This is a genomic window from Bdellovibrio sp. HCB209, assembly GCF_047306065.1.
Taxonomy (GTDB): Bacteria; Bdellovibrionota; Bdellovibrionia; order Bdellovibrionales; family Bdellovibrionaceae; genus Bdellovibrio.
Window position 1 is genome coordinate 3,474,237 of sequence record NZ_CP178618.1, and the last position, 17,515, is coordinate 3,491,751.

A 17,515-nucleotide genomic window follows, 5' to 3' on the forward strand; every position below is an offset into this window, starting at 1 on the left:
TCCTTCTTACAGTTTTTGGTAAACTGCGCGTGAAAGCGGTTTCAAGTGAGCGTGTTTGATGTTTCCAGATTCAGAGTGTCCAAGCACAAGATAGCCACCTGGAGCCAAGCATGATTGCAGGCTATCAATAACTTTCTTGGTTGTCTCTTCATCGAAATAAATCAGTACGTTTCGACAAAAGATCACATGGAACTTGTGCTGAAACTCATACTTAGGACTCATCAAATTGAATTGAGCAAAGCGAATCATATCGTGGATATTATCGCGAGCTCTCCAATACTCAGTTTCGTTCTTTTTAACTTTTTCAAAATACTTCATGCGCTGTGCAGGCGGAAGACCTTGCATTTCGCGCTCTTCATAAGCACCTACTGATGCTTTCTTAAGAACTTGCAAGTCGATATCCGTCGCCAACAAGCGAGCCTTCATACTTGGAATCTGTTGCATAACCTCATGCGCAGTCATAGCAATCGTGTAAGGCTCTTGACCTGTACTCGCTGCTGCACACCACATACGAATGTCATTCCCGAATTTTTTGTGAAGCTCTGGCAATTGCTGAGCTAAGAAATCAAAGTGATTTCCTTCACGATAAAAGGACGTCATGTTTGTCGTAAGAGCTGAAATAAACTCTGACGTCAGTTCATGATTTCCGTGTTCGATCTTATCCCAGTATTGTTCGTAAGATTTCAAGCCATGACGGCGCAAAAGCTTTACGATACGGTTTCTGATCAATGCATGATTTTTAGGAGAGAATGGTAAATCCACTCCCGCCAGGTCATACATATGTTTTGCAAACTTGCCAAACATCTTCTCTGTAAGCTCGATATCCTCAAACTCATAGAGAGCGCTGACTGCCTCTGTTTTCTTTAATGCGCTCATGCCGCTGCCACCATTCCTGCTGATTTAGAAACGGACTGCAATAATGAACTTGGATCCAAAATAAGAACTGTACGACCATCACCAAGAATCGCAGCACCTGCGATCTCAGGGATATCAAATCCTGTAACGATCGGTTTAACCACAACCTGTGCTTGACCCAAAACATCGTCAACTGGGAATGCCATTTGACCTGTTGAGGATTCAATAATCACCAGCATCGTTTCTTCACGACGAGCACTCAAAGTGTCATCGCGTTTTTGCGCTGGTGTATTCGTAAGCTTGTTGTTCCATTGTTGATTAAGCGTGCCCAATGTATGAGACACGTCGATCACCGGAAGCAAAAGACCACGGATATTTGCAACTTTTCCAGCGTTAGAGATATTCGTGTAGTCTTTCGGAAGTACACGCACGATCTCGCGGATGGAGTGAATTGGCAGAATGTAACGAGAACCATCCAAAGACACGATGATACCGTCAGTGATCGCTGTGCTTAGAGGAATCGTCAAACGGAATGTCGAACCCACACCTGATTTAGAGATGATGTTGATCTTACCGTTAATTTTATCCAAGTTTGATTTTACTACGTCCAAACCAACGCCACGACCAGAAAGGTCTGAGATCTTGTCTGCCGTAGAAAAACCTGGGAAGAAAATATATTGGAACACTTGTTCATCAGGGATCGTCGCTGGGTCTTGACCTTTAGGAACGAAACCTTTTTCAATCGCCTTATTCAGAACTTTTTCGCGGTTAATACCACCACCGTCATCTGAAATATCGATGATAACGTTACCGCCATTCTGTTTTGCAGATACCGTGACTTTCGCAGTCGCAGGCTTGCCACGCTCTTTACGAATTTCTTTTTTCTCTACACCGTGGTCCATCGAGTTACGAACCAAGTGAACCAAAGGGTCACCCAGAAGTTCAAATACAGTTCTTTCGACCTCTGTTTCCTCACCAATCAATTGCAAATCAACTGGCTTATCCAAAGTCAAAGAAACGTCACGAACGATACGTTGAATTTTAATGAACATGGATTTTAACGGCGTCATACGGATGCTCAACGTTTTTTCGTAAAGCTCACGAACACCTTTATCCAATTGATCTACGATCGCCTCTAAGCGAAGGTTTTGACCACTGCGAACTGTTTCATCGTGCACGAGCTGATTTTTCAAAACGACCAACTCACCCACCGCATCCAAAACGGAATCCACACGGCCCGTATCAACTTTGATAGTGCTGTTTTGATTTTTTGCTGGAGCTTTGCTGCCGCCGCCACCGCCAGAACCACTGCCTTCAGCAGGAGCCTTAGCCTCAGAGACTACTTTCAATTTTGGAGTTTCTGCCACAGGGTCAGCACTCGCAACAGGAGCTGCTGGTGCTGGAGCCGCTGCCACAACAGGAGTTTCTGCAACCGTCTGTTCTGGGATTTCGATCGGGCCTTTTTCAAGCTCGGCGATCAATTCCTTTTCTGCAGCTTCCGCAGCTTCTTGAGCATGGAACTCTGCTTGATCTTCTGGAGATAATTGCGCTAGCAACTCTGCCAATAGATCGTGATTTGTGACGTCTTCAGTTGGTTCAGGAATAACCATTTTTGCTTCTGGAGGAGGAGCTGCAGCCGCCGCTGCATCGACGTGTTCAAAGAAGTCATCTGGTACCGCGATTTTTTCTTCTTCAGGAGCAACCGCAGGAGCTGGAGCGGCAGCCGCTGCTGCTTCTGCAGCTTTCGTATGAGATGATTTTTTACCAGAAAGACTTTCTGTAACAGCCACCAATTGTTTTACTAGTTCAGATGGATCCCAAGGACCACCCTTACCTTGCTGCAAAGTAGAGATGCGGTTTTTCAACTCATCACCGGCTTTCAACAACAATGAAATAACATTGGAGTTTACCAAATCTGGTTTTGAACGAAGTAGATCTAAAAGATCTTCCGCAACGTGGGCGAACTTCGCAAGATCAGTCAATCCAACTGCTGCTGCACCACCTTTTACAGAGTGGGCTACACGAAAAATATCAGTCAGATCTTTTGCTGGATCATCACTGTTCTCTAACTTCATCATGGATTCATCGTATTGCTCGAACATGAACAAGGACTCGTTAAGAAAATCCATCTGCAGTTCTTCAAAGAATGCGTTATCGCCGCTCATCTCTATCTCTCCATCGGGGTAACTTATGTACTTTTATTCACTCGTTATATCGGCAACTTATGACATTTGCTTCTCCATCAAAGGTCCAGAGCAGGGGGTGGATATGCGGAACTGGACCAGGCTCAGGTAAGCGCCTCAAAAAGATACGAAAATAAGAATTAACAATAATATTTAACAATTAATGAAAAGCCCTAAAGTTGACTTCAATTTACGGCGAATAGTGTGGGGACCTACTACATTTGAAAGGCCAATTACTATGAGTGAAATGTCAATGAAAGCAAAACCTGGTCAATATCTGACGTTCCAATTAATGTCAGAGCAGTATGGTGTAGCGATCGAAACCGTTCGCGAGATCAACCAGTTTGGTGAAATCACTCCGGTTCCACGCACGCCTGAGTACGTTAAGGGTGTCATGAATTTGCGTGGAAAAATTATTCCAGTTGTAAATCTTCGTGTGAAATTCGGTATGGATGCACAAGATAAAACGCGCGACACATGCATCATCGTGATCGATACTGAAATCGGTCAAGTAGGTATGATCGTAGACTCTGTAAAAGAGGTTGTTGATCTAGAGGAAAACCAAATCGAACCATCTCCGGTTCTTGGCAACCAAAGCTCAATGCACTTCGTTCGCGGTATGGGCAAAGTAGATAACAAAGTTGTTATCCTTGTTGATATCGTTGCAGCGTTCTCTTCAGATCAAATGGGCCAAATGGCTCAGTTCTCTGAAGCTGCTTAAGCAACTGCTTAAATTCAAAATAAAAAAGGCACTGAGAACATCAGTGCCTTTTCCTATTTGCGATTCACTACTAATTAAAAATTAGTCGTTGTAATCGTCACCTTTGCAAAGATCGTTGATAGTTGCAGTCCAGTAGTCAGCAGTAGCTTTCAAAGTTGCTACTTCAGATTTCCAAAAAGCGATTTTTTCGCCGTCGTTTGAGCTGTTAATTTTAGAAACCAAGTAAGCGATTCTTGCGTTAGCTTCTGCTTTTTCTTCGATCATTTGACCGCAAGATTTAGCAGCGTGTGCTTGAGTTGTGAAAAGACCTACCAAAGCCAAAGCAGCGATAATTGCTTTCATTGAGACTCCCTTAGAGTTTTGAGTTGTTTATTCCCGCGCAAACTACCGCATGCCCGGGAAAAACACCACCCTTCGAGCAATAATTACCAAAAACTCACTCTTTTTAAGCAATTAACCTAAGGATATTCGCAATTTAGCGACTTCAGCGGAGTCTTAAAGAAGCCCCGCCTGAACGATTTCCACCCAGTAGTTATCCGGATCTTTGATAAAAGCAATGTTCTTCATCCCGCCCTCTCCCAGGCGTTTTTGGAAGTTCACACCCAGCTTTTCGAAACGCTCACAGGCCGCTTTGATATCAGGAACCGTCACACAGATATGACCGAAGCCACGGGGATCTGTGTTGCCGTTATGGTATGGCGTCGTCTCTTGTTCTTCGGTGCCCCAGTTATGAGTTAGTTCCAAAACTGCTTCGCGACCAAACGTGTATTTGGCGTTTGCTTCGTTTTCTGTCGGAATATTTGTGCCCTCAGGAACATAGGCCAAGAACAGAAGCGAGAATTTCCACTCTGCAAAATCAAGTTTGCGCACCAATTTCATACCCAGTACGCGAGTGTAAAAATCCAAAGATGCTTTCGGATCTTTCACACGAAGCATCGTGTGATTGAAGACGTACTTTTTCGTTTCTGCATCGGGTGTCAGGCAAAGACCTGGGATGTTTTCAGCCATGGTGTTCTCCTCTTGTGGTAATGAACGACCCAGCTATATCACAAGAAGTTAACAGTGAAAATCAATGAGTCTGCCAATATCGGCTGCTGTTAAAAAAATCGACAGCAAATTGCCGCCAAAGCCTCGTTGTTAGACTACAGCAAGCCTCACTTTTGCTATTTGAAGTCCTTATGAAAAATCACGTTTTCTCATTAGTCTTAGCTCTGGTTTTGGTGGCGTGTTCAGAAGCCCCCCAAAACAAAATTTCCTTGCAGGAGCGCGAGCACCAAGGCGTGGTTTATGGCGATGATTCGATGGAATCCACACAGGGAATGACGTCAATTTCTGACGACAAACGCTTTCAAATCAATGTTCAAGCGAATGCAGCGATGATCTATCACCACAACCTGATCGAGCAAGCCGACGGCACTTTTGGTATTCCCGATAAAACGGTGAAGAGCACCTTCAAAACTTGCCCTGAGTTCCGCTATACAGAATCAAAAAATCCCGCTTTGTGTTCGGCAGCCCTTGTCGCGCCAAATTTAGTTTTAACGGCGGCTCATTGTATGACCTTGGCCAAGGACACTTGCGCCGATGCTGCATTCGTTTTTGGTTTTAACGACGAACATCAGCCTATCAATAAAAGTGATGTCTACTCGTGCAAAAAAATCCGCGCCCTTTCGTTCTTTGAAAAAGGCAACCTGATGGATTATGCCCTGGTGGAATTAGACCGTGATGTTCCCGGCATTCAACCTGTGAAAATCAAAACCACTCCCCTGAGTTTAAAAGATTCCATTTACACGATTGGGTACCCACTAGGGACGACAAAAAAATACTCTGACGGATACATCCGCTCCTTTGATCGCGTGCTTGCGGTCAGCAATTTAGATGAATATGCGGGAAATTCTGGCGGCCCGGTGTTCGATAAAAATACTCACGAGTTAGTGGGTATTGTAAATTCTGGCGAAGTGGATCTAGAAGAAACAGCGCGAGGCTGTCAGATGCCGAAAGTCTGCAAAGACGAAGAGTGCATGGGCGAAAACATTTTAATGATGAATGTGATCTCGGAATCCCTAAAAGAAAAAGGGGAAGCTCTCGCCTCCCCTTTATAAATCTATTTTTTAGATCGCTCTTACTTTGCCGCTGCTACGATCGCAGATGCATCGATCTTGTGCTTTTTGTAAAGCTCAAGAGCCGTGTAAGCACTTTGACCGAACTCACCATGAACACCCAAAGACTTCACTGTGAATGGCACTTGCGCTTGCAATAGGCCATGGCAAAGGATTTGACCGAAACCACCAATCACTTGGTGATCTTCGACAGTCACCATGCGACCACCTGTTTTAGCCAAAACTGTTTTGAAAGTTTCAACGTCAACGTGATTTACGTTTGCACAGTTCACAACCACGGAACCGATACCTTGTGCTTCCAAAGTTTTAGAAGCCTCCAAAGCTTGAAGAACCAGTGAACCAGTTGTCGCGATTGTTACAGACTTTGCTTTACCCGCAGTTGTGTCCGCAAGAATTTGTGCTTTTTTAAGATCGTATTTTGTACCAGCTACGAATGTCTTAGGGAAGTTTTCACGACCCAAGAAGAAAATCGCACTGTTTGGAACTTTGCCAGCCTTGCGGTCTTTAGCGAAGTTTTCAAGCACTGTGAACATCAAGCTGTCAGCTTCTTCGCTGCAAGACAAAGAGTACACATCAACGTGAGGGATCGAAGAAACCATCGCCACATAAGACAAAGCTTGGTGAGAAGCACCGTCAGCCGCATCTTGGAAACCTGTGTGAGAGAACACTGCGATGATTGGAGCTTCAGACAAAGCACCCATCGTGATTGGCAATGCGCCTTTAGTAACACCGAATTGTGCGAAAGTATCGACAACTGGGATGTAACCCAATTTAGAAAGACCCGCTGCCGTAGAAACCATGTTCGATTCAGCAACACCCACGTCAATAGAGTCAGCTGGGAATTCTTTTCTGAAACCTGCAACACCTGTGGAACCTGGAAGATCCGAAGTCACACTCAATACTGGAAGACCGGCTTTACGAGCACGGATCATCGCGGAAGAAATCCCTGTTTGGATTTTTTCGCCTGTATCTTTCACAGCGTTTGCTTTGATGTCTGCTTCCCACTTGTTCAATTCACCGATCCAAGTGTTGTAAACTTCTGGCAAAGTTTCGCCATTGTAGATTTCAGACAAGAACGCTGGAAGTTCAGAAGGACTTTTCAATGGGAAACCATGAGCACCCGATGCAGATTCAGCCGTTTTCTTAGTTCCGATACCTTTGACGGTTTTTGCGTGGATCGCCACTGGAACTTTTGGATTTGCTTTCGCTTTTTCAACTGCTGTTACGATAGCATCGTAGCATTTTTGCAAGTCGTTACCTTCAGGCAACGAGATCACATCCCAACCCAAAGTTTTCAATGATGCGAAAGTGTGCGCCATTGAGAAAGATTCGTTATCGATACGACCAGAAAGTTTCGTGTTGTTATCAGAGATCACCATCACGAAAGGACCCATTTTACCAACTGCTGCAAGACCTGGGATCGCCGCGAAAGATTCACGTGCTTCACCTTCCATACTTGCACCGTCAGAGATCGCTGTGATCGTCACACGGTTTTTACCCGACAAAGCCTCGCCCATCGCCAAACCTTGAGTTTGTGGAAGAGCAGATCCCAAAGGACCGTTAGAAACAAAAACACCTTCAGGGAAACAGTGAACTTCACCGTGACCCGTTAGGCCAGATTCGATCGAACGGAATTTTTTAAGGCTGTTCAAATTCAAACCTGCCATTTGGTAGTTCGCTTTCAAAGCGTACAAACCATTTTCGCAGTGACCAGCATCATTAACGACATGAAACAAATCATACCAAGGCTTATTTTCTTTTTGAGCAACGTCGAACACGTGTCCGTGCATTGCCGACATCAATTCTGCGAAAGCCGCAGGACCGCCGTAATGTGAAGCCGCGCCACCAAGCACAGCATTCATGTCCATCAAGGACACAAGCGCGCGCGTCGAGCGTGGATCAGCGACCGGAATCGATCTGCCGTCTTTGCTTTTAACAAAGCTTTTGAATTGAAGTTCATGCGTAGGGTTGCCAGCCAATTTTGATTTGATTTGAATAGGTTCAGTCATAGAATATGTTCTACTTCCCTAGCCAAGGAACATCAAATGCAAAAGCTGTACGCTCACAACATTCGCGATCTTTTAAAAGTAGAGCTTCATCGCCATCTCGACTGCTCAGTGCGTTGGAGTACTCTCCTAGAACTCGCTCCCCAAGTGGGAATCCCTTTGGCGAAAACTTCCCAAGGACAAAAAGACCAATTTTTAATCACTGAACCCATGAATGATCTTGGGAGTGTCCTCAATAAGTTCTTAAATGCTCAAAAAGTGCTGGCGAGCGAAGAAATCCTCACGCGTATTGCTTATGAAGCGTGTGAAGACGCTTTCAATGATGGCATCCGTCTGCTTGAGCTGCGTTATGCGCCGACTTTTATCGCAGACGGCCACGATAACTTGAGTTTTGAGTCTATCCACCAGGCGTTACTTAAGGGCATCAAGATGGCTCAGAAAAACTTCCCCCTCGCCGTGGGGTTGATCTGCATCGTGCAACGAATAAAGCCCTTTGCTGTTGCGGAAAAAGTTGTGGATTTCGCCATAGACCACAAAGACAGCTTTGTCGCTCTGGACTTGGCTGACAACGAAGAGGGCTTTGATCCTAAGATCTTTGCTCCCCTTTTCCAAAAAGCCAAAAAAGCGGGGCTGCATATCACCGTTCATTCTGGCGAAACACCAAACGACCTTGCGGCAAGTTGGGTTAAAGACTCGGTGGAAATTTTAGGAGCCGAGCGCATTGGCCACGGCATTCAGATTGTTCGCAATCCCGAAATCTTAAACTACATCCGTGATCGCAAAATTCCTTTAGAAGTTTGCCCGATCAGTAATTACCTGACTCAGTCATTTAAAGAATATGAAGATCATCCTATTCGCCAGCTTTTGAATGCCGGTGTTTTGGTGACGGTGAATTCAGATGACCCGGGAATTTTTGCGACAACACTGAGTGATGACTATGAAGTTCTTCACCGCGTGCATGCCTTTACAGTTGCTGACTTCAAACGCTGCAATCAAATTGCATTCGAAGCAAGCTTCATACCTGAAGCTGAGAAAAACAAATTCAGAGGAGACTTTTTCTAATGGCAACAGACTGGAAGCAATTTGCCGAAGACGTTCGCCACATGATGCGTGAAGATACTGCCGTTCGCGAAGTCTTAGCCGCGACAGGAGAACTTTTTCAAGGCTACTCCCCAGCAATGGAGAAAGTTCATTTAAAGCACGCTCAGCATTTGAAAACACTGATCGAGGAGCACGGCTTCCCAACGATTGATAAAGTGGGCGAGGACGCTGCCATTGATGCGATGAGATTGATTTTGCATGCGATCAGCTGGCCAGAGTTCATGCGCGAAATGGAAGTTGTCACTGTAGATCTGGCCAAAAATGGCAAAGTTCCTAAAGACTATGTCGCGCGCTTAGTGGATCGCATTCGCTTTTATGAAGGTCGCAAGCAAGTCTACGGCACCAATGCAGATTGGGATGATAATGGCATTCTGCGCATCACCGACGTCGAAGATGAAAGCAAACTGAATGCTCGTCGCGCCGAAATGGATCTGCCCCCTGTGGATAGCTTAGTTATTACGCCACTCGACGGAGAATTTCACCCCGCTGATCCCAAGAAGCGTCAGGAAGAATATGTAGCATGGACTCACAAGGTGGGATGGCGTAAAGTCGACATGCCCTAGAAAAGGATCTGAATATGGAAAAACAAAATCTACGCGAATTCTATCCAAGCATCGAGCCTTACAATAAAGGCTTTTTAAAAGTTTCTGAAATCCACAATCTTTACTACGAAGAAGTCGGCAATCCAGCTGGTAAACCAATCGTGTTCTTGCACGGTGGTCCCGGTGGTGGTGTGGCTCCCGATCACCGTCGTTTCTTTGATCCAAAAGTTTATCGTATTATCTTGTTCGACCAACGTGGCTCAGGCCAGTCCACTCCGTGCGCTGAACTTAAAGAAAACACGACGTGGGATTTGGTTGCTGATACAGAACGCATTCGCGAGCATCTTAAAATAGACAAATGGGTTGTCTTTGGTGGCAGCTGGGGTTCAACACTCGCTCTTACTTACGCGATCAAACATCCAGAGCGCGTGAAGGCTTTAGTTCTGCGCGGGATCTTCTTGTGCCGTCCTTCTGAAATCAAATGGTTCTATCAAGAAGGCGCTTCGCAAATCTTCCCTGACGTATGGGATGAGTACTTGAAAGTGATTCCTCAAAACGAACGCCATGACATGGTGACAGCTTACTACAGACGCCTGACTCACGAAGATCGCAACATCCGTTTGGAAGCAGCGAAAGCTTGGAGCAAGTGGGAAGCTGCGACCTCACGCTTGTACGTAGACCCGCATGCCGTAGATGAATTCGATGATCCTGATTTTGCATTGAGCTTTGCACGCATCGAATGCCATTACTTCACGAACAATGCTTTCTTTGATACCAACAACTGGATTTTGGAAAACGTTAATAAGATCCGCCAAATCCCAGCGTGGATTGTTCAAGGTCGCTATGACGTGGTTTGCCCGGCAACTTCAGCCTGGGAACTTCACAAAGCTTGGCCTGAAGCGAACTTTAAAATTATCGCAGACTCCGGCCACGCAGCGGCCGAACCGGGCACTCGTTCAGCTTTGATCGAGGCCACGGACGCCTGCCGTTCCATTTAATTCTATTTGAGCGCTCCGAGGGTGAATTTCTTACAATTTCCCTCGGGCGAGAATTTGTTTCCATGTCCTAAATTCCCCTTCCAAAATACGTTCACCTAGGGTTATATGGCTCAACGCATCATTAGGGTTGTGATGCTTTTTCCTGGGGGAAAAATTGAAGTCTTGGAACCGTAGTCTTCTGTTCTTAGCAATTAGCTCTGCACTTACAGCCTGCACGCAAGCTGTGACACCTGTGATTTCCAAAAAAATCAAATCTGATGCTGCGATCATCGGCGGCAAAGAAGTTCAAGAAAACGATACGATTTCAAAAAGCGTCGTCGGACTTCTTATTCAGAATAACAATACTGGCGAAGTCGAAGTTTGTAGCGGCACTCTTCTTAAAGACAATTTAATCCTGACAGCCGCACACTGTGTGTTTGATCCAGAAAATGGATTGAGCATCTCTGTTATCTTTGACCGCGTGATCGATCCTTCCGGTAAAGCTACGACGACAGAACTACGCACAGTGACTCGCTCAGCGATTCCGGCATGGTGGGGCGCCGAAGATCATCTAGATACTGACACTGGAGACATCGCCCTTCTGCAATTCACTGGCGATATTCCAAAAGGTTATTCTCCAGTGACAGCATTGGCTTCCGAAGACGACATCGCTAACGGCAAAGAAGTTGTGATCGCTGGTTACGGCGTTAATAAAGTGACTAAAACAGCTATCGACGTAAATACTTACCCAGATTTGATCGGCTCCATTCAATCAGGCCAAGTGGTTTGCCAAGACTCTGTGCGCTTGTTGAATTGCTCGGAAGTCAAACTTGAGGGAGCAGGAGTTTTGCGTAAAGCCTCTGCCCTAGTTAAGAACACTCGTTTTTCTAGTTCAGAAATTGAAGTGGCACCAAAATCTGGAATCACTTGTCACGGTGATTCGGGTGGCCCGGCATTTATCGTAAAAAACAATAAGTTGTACCTATGGGGTGTTGCAAATCGCTCTGCAAACAACAGAATTTCTGATTGCTCAGTCAATTCCGTTTACGCAAATGTGGCGTTCTTCCGTCAGTGGTTGAACTTAGCAGCTTCAAAACTTAAAGAGCAATAATCAGGATGAGCATGCAAAAGTATTTCCTCTTGTTATTGCTGACTTTGCTGACGGCTTGCCAACCTACGAACCATGGCGCCCAGTCTGACGCCGACGAAACTTCTGAAGAAATCGTCGGTGGCTCCACAATCACGGGCCTGGATTCAATTTCCAAACATCTCGTTTTTATCTATAGCGAACACGACTACAATTATTGCACCGGTACAATCATCGCGCCGAATCTGATTTTGACAGCGGCTCATTGTGTTCGCAACACCTCTGAAACCTTAGCGATCGGTTTTGGTATGGACTACACCACGGGTAAAATGGAAGTCCGCTACAGCCAGGGCGCGATCAAACACTCTAAGCACAATTCCAATTCTGTGGCTGAAAGAAATGATATCGCTCTAATTAGATTTTCTGGTTCTTTGCCATTGGGATTCTCTCCGGCACCTCTCGCGACTGCCCAAGTTGCGGCAAAAATAAATGCAGAAATCTTGGCTGTGGGATTTGGTCGCGTGACTGGAAAACCGACAACTTCCGTGGCAGACAGTGGCTATGGCCGCCTTCGCAAGGTCGCAATTAAGATTCAAAATTTAACGTCTAATAAAAAAACCTTCGTCGTCAGTCAAAAAGACGGCCGTGGTATTTGTTATGGCGACTCCGGTGGTCCTGCGTTCCTAAAGGTCAGTGGGAAATACTATCTGGTGGGAGTCACTTCAGCCGTGACTTGGTACGTTCCGAAAAAATCGGTGTACGATTTCTGCAAAGAGCATTCACTATTTATGAACGTGCAAACTTATTTACCGTGGATTAAGGCAAGCTCAAGCAAGCTGTGAGAGAATCTGCTTGATTCTCTCGGCCACTTCACGTGGACGATCAAAAAGCACTCGATGGGAAGCATCGGGAGCGACATCAAAATTCATTCCGATTTCATGACTCAAACCCTGTGACATCTTCACGAATTTTTCGTCTTTTTCTCCAACCAACCACATTACTTTTTTCTGAAGAGCACTTAAGACATTGCGCATGTTCTGTTGCTCCGCCAACGACCAACGAGTCAGGGCGAGGCTTAAAAACTCGCGGCTGTAGTCTTTCTCCAGGCGCACAGGCTCACTGCCGCCGCCGAACACAGGCTGCGCATTCCAATTGCGCATAACCATGTCCCAAGGAGCTTTTAGGAACTCCTCCGCCCAATAGGAATCATTCAGCCAACGCTGACGACGAGCCTCAGAGCTTGGATCAAAATTACGGAAAGTATCATCAAAACCAGGATTGGTAGAAATCAAAAGGGCACGCACCCACTGAGTGGGGTCTTGAGCTAAAGCCTGCAAAGCCAAACGACCACCCAAAGAATAACCAACCAAAATATTTCGGCCGATACCTTTGGTTTCGTCGTGAACCCAGTCATTAAAATTTTCTGCCCATTGTTCGAAGCTGTGAACGGAGTTGAGTTCGTCTTCTTTGAAGTAGTCAGGAGTATAGATGCGCAGATTCTTTACTGGAGGCAGTGATGCTTTCACTGCTTCCCAGTCCGAGGGTCTCCCCAAAAATCCGTGTAAGAGAAAAAGGTTTACTCTTTCCAAAGCGCTTCTAAATCCTTCCAAAACTGCTGGGTTTGCTCCCCATCCGGGACCATCTCAATCACTTGATGATCGTCCAATTCTAAACTCGTAGGAACATTATGCCACTTCTGGTACGACCAATTCCACATTTTTGCCCAAGATTCGAATGAAATATTGTGCTTATTTACGAATATCTCTTTCTTGAACATACGCGAGAAGATTTGGCCTCCCCCATTGTTTATGACAACAATTCGGAGTTTACGAGCGTCTAGTTGCGAAGTTGCCCAAAGTGCCGATAGATCATACATCGCTGTTAAATCCCCAACCAGACACCAGCTTGGGATTTCCGTGTGAGCCCAGCCTAAAAACGTCGAGAGCTGGCCATCTATACCATTTGCTCCACGATTGGCAGCAACACGCACTGGAAGGCTGTCAAGATCTGCACAAGAATCCCATTCACGAATTGGCAAGGAATTCCCTAAATAGACTCCATGGCCCTTCATGAATTTAGAAACAGCGTGAATCATACCTTGTTCTGATTTGGGATATTTCTCGAGCAAAGCCTTGATTTGTTGAGTGCGAGTTTCATCTTCGAGAGTGATTTGATAGTTCTCTCTGTGCACCGAGGAAAATTCGACTTGGCTAAGCAGGTCTAACGACGAGCAATGACTTACCTCGCGGCTCAATCCTGTGAAGTGATTGAAGCCCACAGAGAATACCGGAAGATCTTTGTAACGATCTTCGAGATCACGCCAGATACGTGCTGTGGGGATACCACCGATACGCAAAATGGAGTCACAAGCACCTGATTTTAAAATACGATGAACCATCTGTTCGCCCGAGCGAATTTGGATGTCCCTTAAGTCAGGATGACCGCGCAGACTGGAAATCCCCTCTGCATACACCGGAGCTTTGTACTGTTTCAAAAATTCTAAAACAGTGCCGTAAGCTTTTTCTGGCAAGATACCAACGATCACCATCGGCTTGTGAGTGTTTAAGAAATCTTCCAACTGCTTCAACATACCCATCGGCAATTGACCTGGAAGTTTTGTGCGCTCTGAAGAAGCTGGAACTCTGATTTGCGGAATCGGTCCATCGATCAATGGCTCTTCGAAAGAAACATTCACGTGAACTGGTTTTTTCCAAGACAAGCTCTTGAAGGACAGATGCGAATTTTCGGCATCAATATCCAACGCCACTTCGTTGTAGTAAGAGAAAATACCAACTTGCTCAATCGCCTGCGGAGCCCCTGAACCACGGTAACGTTTCGGACGATCTGCCGTGATCATAATCAATGGCAATGAAGAGTAAGTCCCCTCAACCGCCGCGGGTAAAAGCTCAGCAACCGCTGTGCCTGAAGTTGTAAAGATCGCAACCGGACGACGATAACCCGCGATTCTGCCTAAGGCGAAAAACGCAGCTGAGCGCTCTTCGAAAAACGAATAGACTTTAAGATCTTTGCATTCATCTAAGATGTGAACCAAGGGACTGTTGCGGGCACCAGCACAGAGAATGAATTCACGAACGCCGGTATCCACCAACTCCTGAATTACTTTTGCCGCCAATTCCATGTTTGTCATACGTTAAGCCCCAAAATCTTTCTTACTGACAGGCGTTTTTGAAAGAGCTCCCGCCACTCTCTTGTGAACTCGCTGGCTGCGACCACGCCGCAACCAGATCCGATCATAGATTCGTTCTGATTCCACTGCAAATTCCGAATCGCCACAAGACACAGAGCCTCCTCTTGTCCCATGAAGGCAATCGGAGCTCCATAACGTTGGCGCCCCTCTTGTCCTGGAAGCTCTTGCAACCATTTGTAGCCCGCCGAACGCGGAGCCACTCCCAAAGCCGGTGTCGGATGCAGATCCATCACCAACTCGCGGAAATCAGGCTTGGCTTGGCAACGAACTTGGAAATCTGTTTTCAGGTGATACAAAGTTGGCAGTTCCAAAATCATCGGACCGTGACTTTGCACAGCTCCCCAGCGCCCCAGTCGTTGAGTCAAATCCTCAACCACCAGATGATGCTCCTGCATTTCTTTTTCATCAAGAAGCAAAGACTGGCGTTCCGTTTTATCGCTCTTAGGGCACGTCCCCGCCAAAGCCATCGTTTTCAAAATGCCTTGGTCGTAATCGAACAAAGTTTCGGGAGTGGCACCTAAGATGCCTTCGCCATTTTGCCAAAAACCAAAAACATACAAAGTTTCTGGAGCATCCATCAAAGTCAGAATCAACTGCGCGCGTTCCGCTGCGGTCACGGTTTGTTGTGAGCGCGCGAAGATAACCGGAACGGCTTTTTGAATTGTGTTTGCGTTGATCTTGCCTTGAATAACTTCGAGGTCTTTTTGGAAATCGGACTCTGCCGGTTCCTGCCACTGGGCCTTACTTAGGGGCCCGTCAGGACGCGGGTTTCCGGTCATATAGTTTTCAAGTAGCGAGCGTAATTGTTGGGTGCTCAAAGTGTTTTGCTGAGTCCCCCACCAAATAGGGTGTGACTCCTGCTCATAGAAATCGGGGCAAAATACTGAAATCTCAGTACTATTGGGAGTTTTTACAGGGCTAAAAGGACCCTCGATAAGGATCCATTGGCCCTTATGGCGCAAGAGGGCCCCCGAGTCCAAAAAGTTTGTAATGCCTAGAGGCGATATGCTATGTTTGCGATCCACAGTGAGAGTTCGTAATATGGAAACGCAAACTATGCAAACAAGTCCCTCAACCCAAATCGTCAATGTTGGCGGGTTCGACATTGGGGGCCCTGAATTTACCGTTATCGCCGGTCCGTGCTCTATCGAGAGTCACGCACAATTCCTTGAAACTGCCTCAGGCGTTAAGGCTTCTGGTGCGCACCTCCTAAGAGGCGGCATCTGGAAAATGCGTACATCCCCAACTGCCTTCCAAGGATTGGGTACTTCTTCTTTCGACATCGTGAAAGACGTTTGTAAACAGTTGAACATGAGCTTGGTTTCGGAAGTCACTGACATCCGTCAAATCGAAGAAGTTTATGATCTTGTTGAGTGCTTCCAAGTAGGTTCTCGCTCTATGCAGAACTACGAACTTTTGAAAGAGTTGGGCCGCCAGAAAAAGCCTGTGTTGTTGAAACGCGGTTTGGCTGCTTACATCGAAGAATGGATCAAAGCTTCTGAATACGTGGTTAAAGCTGGTAACAACAACGTTATCCTTTGCGAACGTGGTATCCGTACTTTTGAAACTGCGACTCGCAACACTTTGGATTTGAATGCTGTGGCTTTCGCCAAGAAAAACACTCACCTTCCAGTGATCGTGGACCCTTCTCATGCAGTGGGTATCCGCGCGTTGGTTCCTGATCTAGCTTACGCAGCTGCTGCTGTGGGCGCCGACGGTATCATCGTGGAAGTTCATCCTCGTCCATCAGAAGCACTTTCTGATGGCATGCAAGCTCTGACTTTGAATGACTTCGAAGTGATGATGAGAAAACTAGATAAAATCCTGACGGCTATTGATCGTCCTCTTCACAAGGTAACAGTTCATGCACACTGAGAATCAAAAACACTCTCCAAATCCTGAAATCATCCGTAGCATGTTCTCTAAAGTTGCTGCGAACTATGACAAGGGCAACAATGTGCTTTCCATGGGTGTTCACCACTTGTGGAGAAAAAAACTAGTTAAGTATTCTGGCGCTAAATTGGGCGACAGAGTTCTTGATTGCGCAACAGGTACTGGTGACCTTGCGATTGAATTCAAACAAACTGTGGGCTCTGCAGGCCAAGTAACTGGCACTGATTTCTGCGCTGAGATGTTGATCCCAGCTCCAGGTAAAGCTGCTGACAAAGGTTTGGATATCAAGTTTGAACAAGCGGACGTTACTGATCTTAACTACGCTGATGACTCTTTCGATATCTCTTCGATCTCTTTCGGTATTCGTAACGTTGGCAACCCGGTAAAGGGTTTGAGCGAAATGGCTCGCGTAACGAAATCTGGCGGCAAAGTGATGATCCTTGAGTTCGGCCAAGTGAACATCCCGGTGTTCGGCGCTCTTTACAATTTCTATTCTCAAAACATTCTTCCAAAAATCGGTGGCTTGGTAACAGGTCAAAAAGACGCTTACGAATACTTGCAAAAGTCTTCGGCTGCGTTCCCTTGCCGTGAAGGCTTTTTGGATTTGATGAAGGAAACAGGCAAGTTCTCACACGTTGAGTACATCACTCTGACGGGTGGCATTGCTTACATCTACAAAGGGACTGTTAAATAGTCACTGCACAGCAAAAGCTTACTAGAAAGGCGTTCCAGCGGGACGCCTTTTTATTTTGTTTTCAGTCTCGGCTAAAATTTGACTCCGACCTCAGTTCGTTGAAAAGTAGTCAGCAACCATACCAAGGAGTT

17 protein-coding genes are annotated in these 17,515 nt (G+C 46.0%); 9 read left to right on the top strand and 8 right to left on the bottom strand.

Going from position 1 to position 17,515, the window contains the following annotated elements:
* Window positions 1-6 precede the first annotated feature (6 nt).
* Entirely contained in the window at window positions 7-876 is an 870-nt protein-coding gene (locus tag ACLVWP_RS16835; RefSeq protein ID WP_413558818.1) for a CheR family methyltransferase, read from the bottom strand.
* Window positions 873-3,020: a chemotaxis protein CheA gene (locus ACLVWP_RS16840; protein WP_413558819.1), complete on the bottom strand. Its 2,148-nt coding sequence runs from the start codon at window positions 3,018-3,020 to the stop codon at window positions 873-875. Before ACLVWP_RS16840 ends, ACLVWP_RS16835 begins: the two co-directional genes overlap by 4 nt.
* A gap of 271 nt (window positions 3,021-3,291) precedes the next feature.
* Between ACLVWP_RS16840 and ACLVWP_RS16845 the strand changes: the two genes are divergently transcribed.
* The gene (locus ACLVWP_RS16845) at window positions 3,292-3,759 is read left to right on the top strand and encodes a chemotaxis protein CheW (protein ID WP_413558820.1); all 468 of its coding nucleotides are present in this window, start codon (window positions 3,292-3,294) and stop codon (window positions 3,757-3,759) included.
* Between the two features lie 81 nt (window positions 3,760-3,840).
* On the opposite strand, the gene ACLVWP_RS16850 is transcribed toward ACLVWP_RS16845, so the two are convergent.
* Complete coding sequence (locus tag ACLVWP_RS16850) at window positions 3,841-4,101, bottom strand: hypothetical protein (protein ID WP_413558821.1); 261 nt, start codon at window positions 4,099-4,101, stop codon at window positions 3,841-3,843.
* A 153-nt stretch (window positions 4,102-4,254) separates the two neighbouring features.
* Entirely contained in the window at window positions 4,255-4,767 is a 513-nt protein-coding gene (gloA, locus tag ACLVWP_RS16855) for a lactoylglutathione lyase (RefSeq protein ID WP_413558822.1), read from the bottom strand.
* Window positions 4,768-4,937: 170 nt separating this feature from the next.
* Between gloA and ACLVWP_RS16860 the strand changes: the two genes are divergently transcribed.
* Window positions 4,938-5,858 (top strand): trypsin-like serine peptidase, encoded by a 921-nt coding sequence (locus tag ACLVWP_RS16860; RefSeq protein WP_413558823.1) that lies wholly within the window; start codon window positions 4,938-4,940, stop codon window positions 5,856-5,858.
* Window positions 5,859-5,878: 20 nt separating this feature from the next.
* Here the strand turns inward: ACLVWP_RS16860 and ACLVWP_RS16865 are convergent, their stop codons facing one another.
* Window positions 5,879-7,885 carry a transketolase C-terminal domain-containing protein gene (locus ACLVWP_RS16865; protein ID WP_413558824.1) on the bottom strand — a complete coding sequence of 669 codons (2,007 nt, stop codon included), beginning with the start codon at window positions 7,883-7,885 and terminating at the stop codon, window positions 5,879-5,881.
* A 36-nt stretch (window positions 7,886-7,921) separates the two neighbouring features.
* Here ACLVWP_RS16865 and add point away from each other — a divergent pair, with 36 nt between their 5' ends.
* From add to ACLVWP_RS16890, 5 genes are all read left to right on the top strand, one after another.
* Window positions 7,922-8,944: an adenosine deaminase gene (gene add, locus ACLVWP_RS16870; RefSeq protein WP_413558825.1), complete on the top strand. Its 1,023-nt coding sequence runs from the start codon at window positions 7,922-7,924 to the stop codon at window positions 8,942-8,944.
* Window positions 8,944-9,546: a DUF6624 domain-containing protein gene (locus tag ACLVWP_RS16875; RefSeq protein WP_413558826.1), complete on the top strand. Its 603-nt coding sequence runs from the start codon at window positions 8,944-8,946 to the stop codon at window positions 9,544-9,546. The genes add and ACLVWP_RS16875 overlap by 1 nt, the downstream gene beginning before the upstream one ends.
* A 14-nt stretch (window positions 9,547-9,560) precedes the next feature.
* Entirely contained in the window at window positions 9,561-10,523 is a 963-nt protein-coding gene (gene pip / locus ACLVWP_RS16880; protein ID WP_413558827.1) for a prolyl aminopeptidase, read from the top strand.
* 154 nt (window positions 10,524-10,677) lie between these two features.
* A complete protein-coding gene (locus ACLVWP_RS16885) occupies window positions 10,678-11,613 on the top strand; it encodes a S1 family peptidase (RefSeq protein ID WP_413558828.1) in 936 nt (311 codons plus the stop codon).
* A gap of 11 nt (window positions 11,614-11,624) precedes the next feature.
* Complete coding sequence (locus ACLVWP_RS16890; protein ID WP_413558829.1) at window positions 11,625-12,431, top strand: S1 family peptidase; 807 nt, start codon at window positions 11,625-11,627, stop codon at window positions 12,429-12,431.
* Here the strand turns inward: ACLVWP_RS16890 and ACLVWP_RS16895 are convergent.
* Genes ACLVWP_RS16895 through ACLVWP_RS16905 form a run of 3 tightly spaced genes read right to left on the bottom strand, consistent with a single transcriptional unit; the run spans window position 12,417 to window position 15,576 of the window.
* On the bottom strand, window positions 12,417-13,199 hold the full coding sequence (locus ACLVWP_RS16895) for an alpha/beta fold hydrolase (protein ID WP_413558830.1): 783 nt from the start codon (window positions 13,197-13,199) through the stop codon (window positions 12,417-12,419). The genes ACLVWP_RS16890 and ACLVWP_RS16895 overlap by 15 nt on opposite strands.
* A complete protein-coding gene (gene menD, locus ACLVWP_RS16900; RefSeq protein ID WP_413558831.1) occupies window positions 13,166-14,737 on the bottom strand; it encodes a 2-succinyl-5-enolpyruvyl-6-hydroxy-3-cyclohexene-1-carboxylic-acid synthase in 1,572 nt (523 codons plus the stop codon). The genes ACLVWP_RS16895 and menD overlap by 34 nt, the downstream gene beginning before the upstream one ends.
* A complete protein-coding gene (locus ACLVWP_RS16905) occupies window positions 14,734-15,576 on the bottom strand; it encodes a chorismate-binding protein (protein ID WP_413558832.1) in 843 nt (280 codons plus the stop codon). The genes menD and ACLVWP_RS16905 overlap by 4 nt, the downstream gene beginning before the upstream one ends.
* Before the next feature lie 262 nt (window positions 15,577-15,838).
* On the opposite strand from ACLVWP_RS16905, the gene aroF reads away from it, so the two are divergent.
* Window positions 15,839-16,672 carry a 3-deoxy-7-phosphoheptulonate synthase gene (gene aroF, locus ACLVWP_RS16910; RefSeq protein WP_413558833.1) on the top strand — a complete coding sequence of 278 codons (834 nt, stop codon included), beginning with the start codon at window positions 15,839-15,841 and terminating at the stop codon, window positions 16,670-16,672.
* Window positions 16,662-17,384 carry a bifunctional demethylmenaquinone methyltransferase/2-methoxy-6-polyprenyl-1,4-benzoquinol methylase UbiE gene (gene ubiE, locus ACLVWP_RS16915; protein ID WP_413558834.1) on the top strand — a complete coding sequence of 241 codons (723 nt, stop codon included), beginning with the start codon at window positions 16,662-16,664 and terminating at the stop codon, window positions 17,382-17,384. Before aroF ends, ubiE begins: the two co-directional genes overlap by 11 nt.
* Window positions 17,385-17,515 lie beyond the last annotated feature (131 nt).

Bases quoted from the DNA above. Each gene is read 5' to 3' on its own strand.
- ACLVWP_RS16835 (WP_413558818.1), bottom strand. From the start codon at position 876: ATGAGCGCATTAAAGAAAACAGAGGCAGTCAGCGCTCTCTATGAGTTT.
- ACLVWP_RS16840 (WP_413558819.1), bottom strand. From the start codon at position 3,020: ATGAGCGGCGATAACGCATTCTTTGAAGAACTGCAGATGGATTTTCTT.
- ACLVWP_RS16845 (WP_413558820.1), top strand. From the start codon at position 3,292: ATGAAAGCAAAACCTGGTCAATATCTGACGTTCCAATTAATGTCAGAG.
- ACLVWP_RS16850 (WP_413558821.1), bottom strand. From the start codon at position 4,101: ATGAAAGCAATTATCGCTGCTTTGGCTTTGGTAGGTCTTTTCACAACT.
- gloA (WP_413558822.1), bottom strand. From the start codon at position 4,767: ATGGCTGAAAACATCCCAGGTCTTTGCCTGACACCCGATGCAGAAACG.
- ACLVWP_RS16860 (WP_413558823.1), top strand. From the start codon at position 4,938: ATGAAAAATCACGTTTTCTCATTAGTCTTAGCTCTGGTTTTGGTGGCG.
- ACLVWP_RS16865 (WP_413558824.1), bottom strand. From the start codon at position 7,885: ATGACTGAACCTATTCAAATCAAATCAAAATTGGCTGGCAACCCTACG.
- add (WP_413558825.1), top strand. From the start codon at position 7,922: ATGCAAAAGCTGTACGCTCACAACATTCGCGATCTTTTAAAAGTAGAG.
- ACLVWP_RS16875 (WP_413558826.1), top strand. From the start codon at position 8,944: ATGGCAACAGACTGGAAGCAATTTGCCGAAGACGTTCGCCACATGATG.
- pip (WP_413558827.1), top strand. From the start codon at position 9,561: ATGGAAAAACAAAATCTACGCGAATTCTATCCAAGCATCGAGCCTTAC.
- ACLVWP_RS16890 (WP_413558829.1), top strand. From the start codon at position 11,625: ATGCAAAAGTATTTCCTCTTGTTATTGCTGACTTTGCTGACGGCTTGC.
- menD (WP_413558831.1), bottom strand. From the start codon at position 14,737: ATGACAAACATGGAATTGGCGGCAAAAGTAATTCAGGAGTTGGTGGAT.
- ACLVWP_RS16905 (WP_413558832.1), bottom strand. From the start codon at position 15,576: ATGACCGGAAACCCGCGTCCTGACGGGCCCCTAAGTAAGGCCCAGTGG.
- aroF (WP_413558833.1), top strand. From the start codon at position 15,839: ATGGAAACGCAAACTATGCAAACAAGTCCCTCAACCCAAATCGTCAAT.
- ubiE (WP_413558834.1), top strand. From the start codon at position 16,662: ATGCACACTGAGAATCAAAAACACTCTCCAAATCCTGAAATCATCCGT.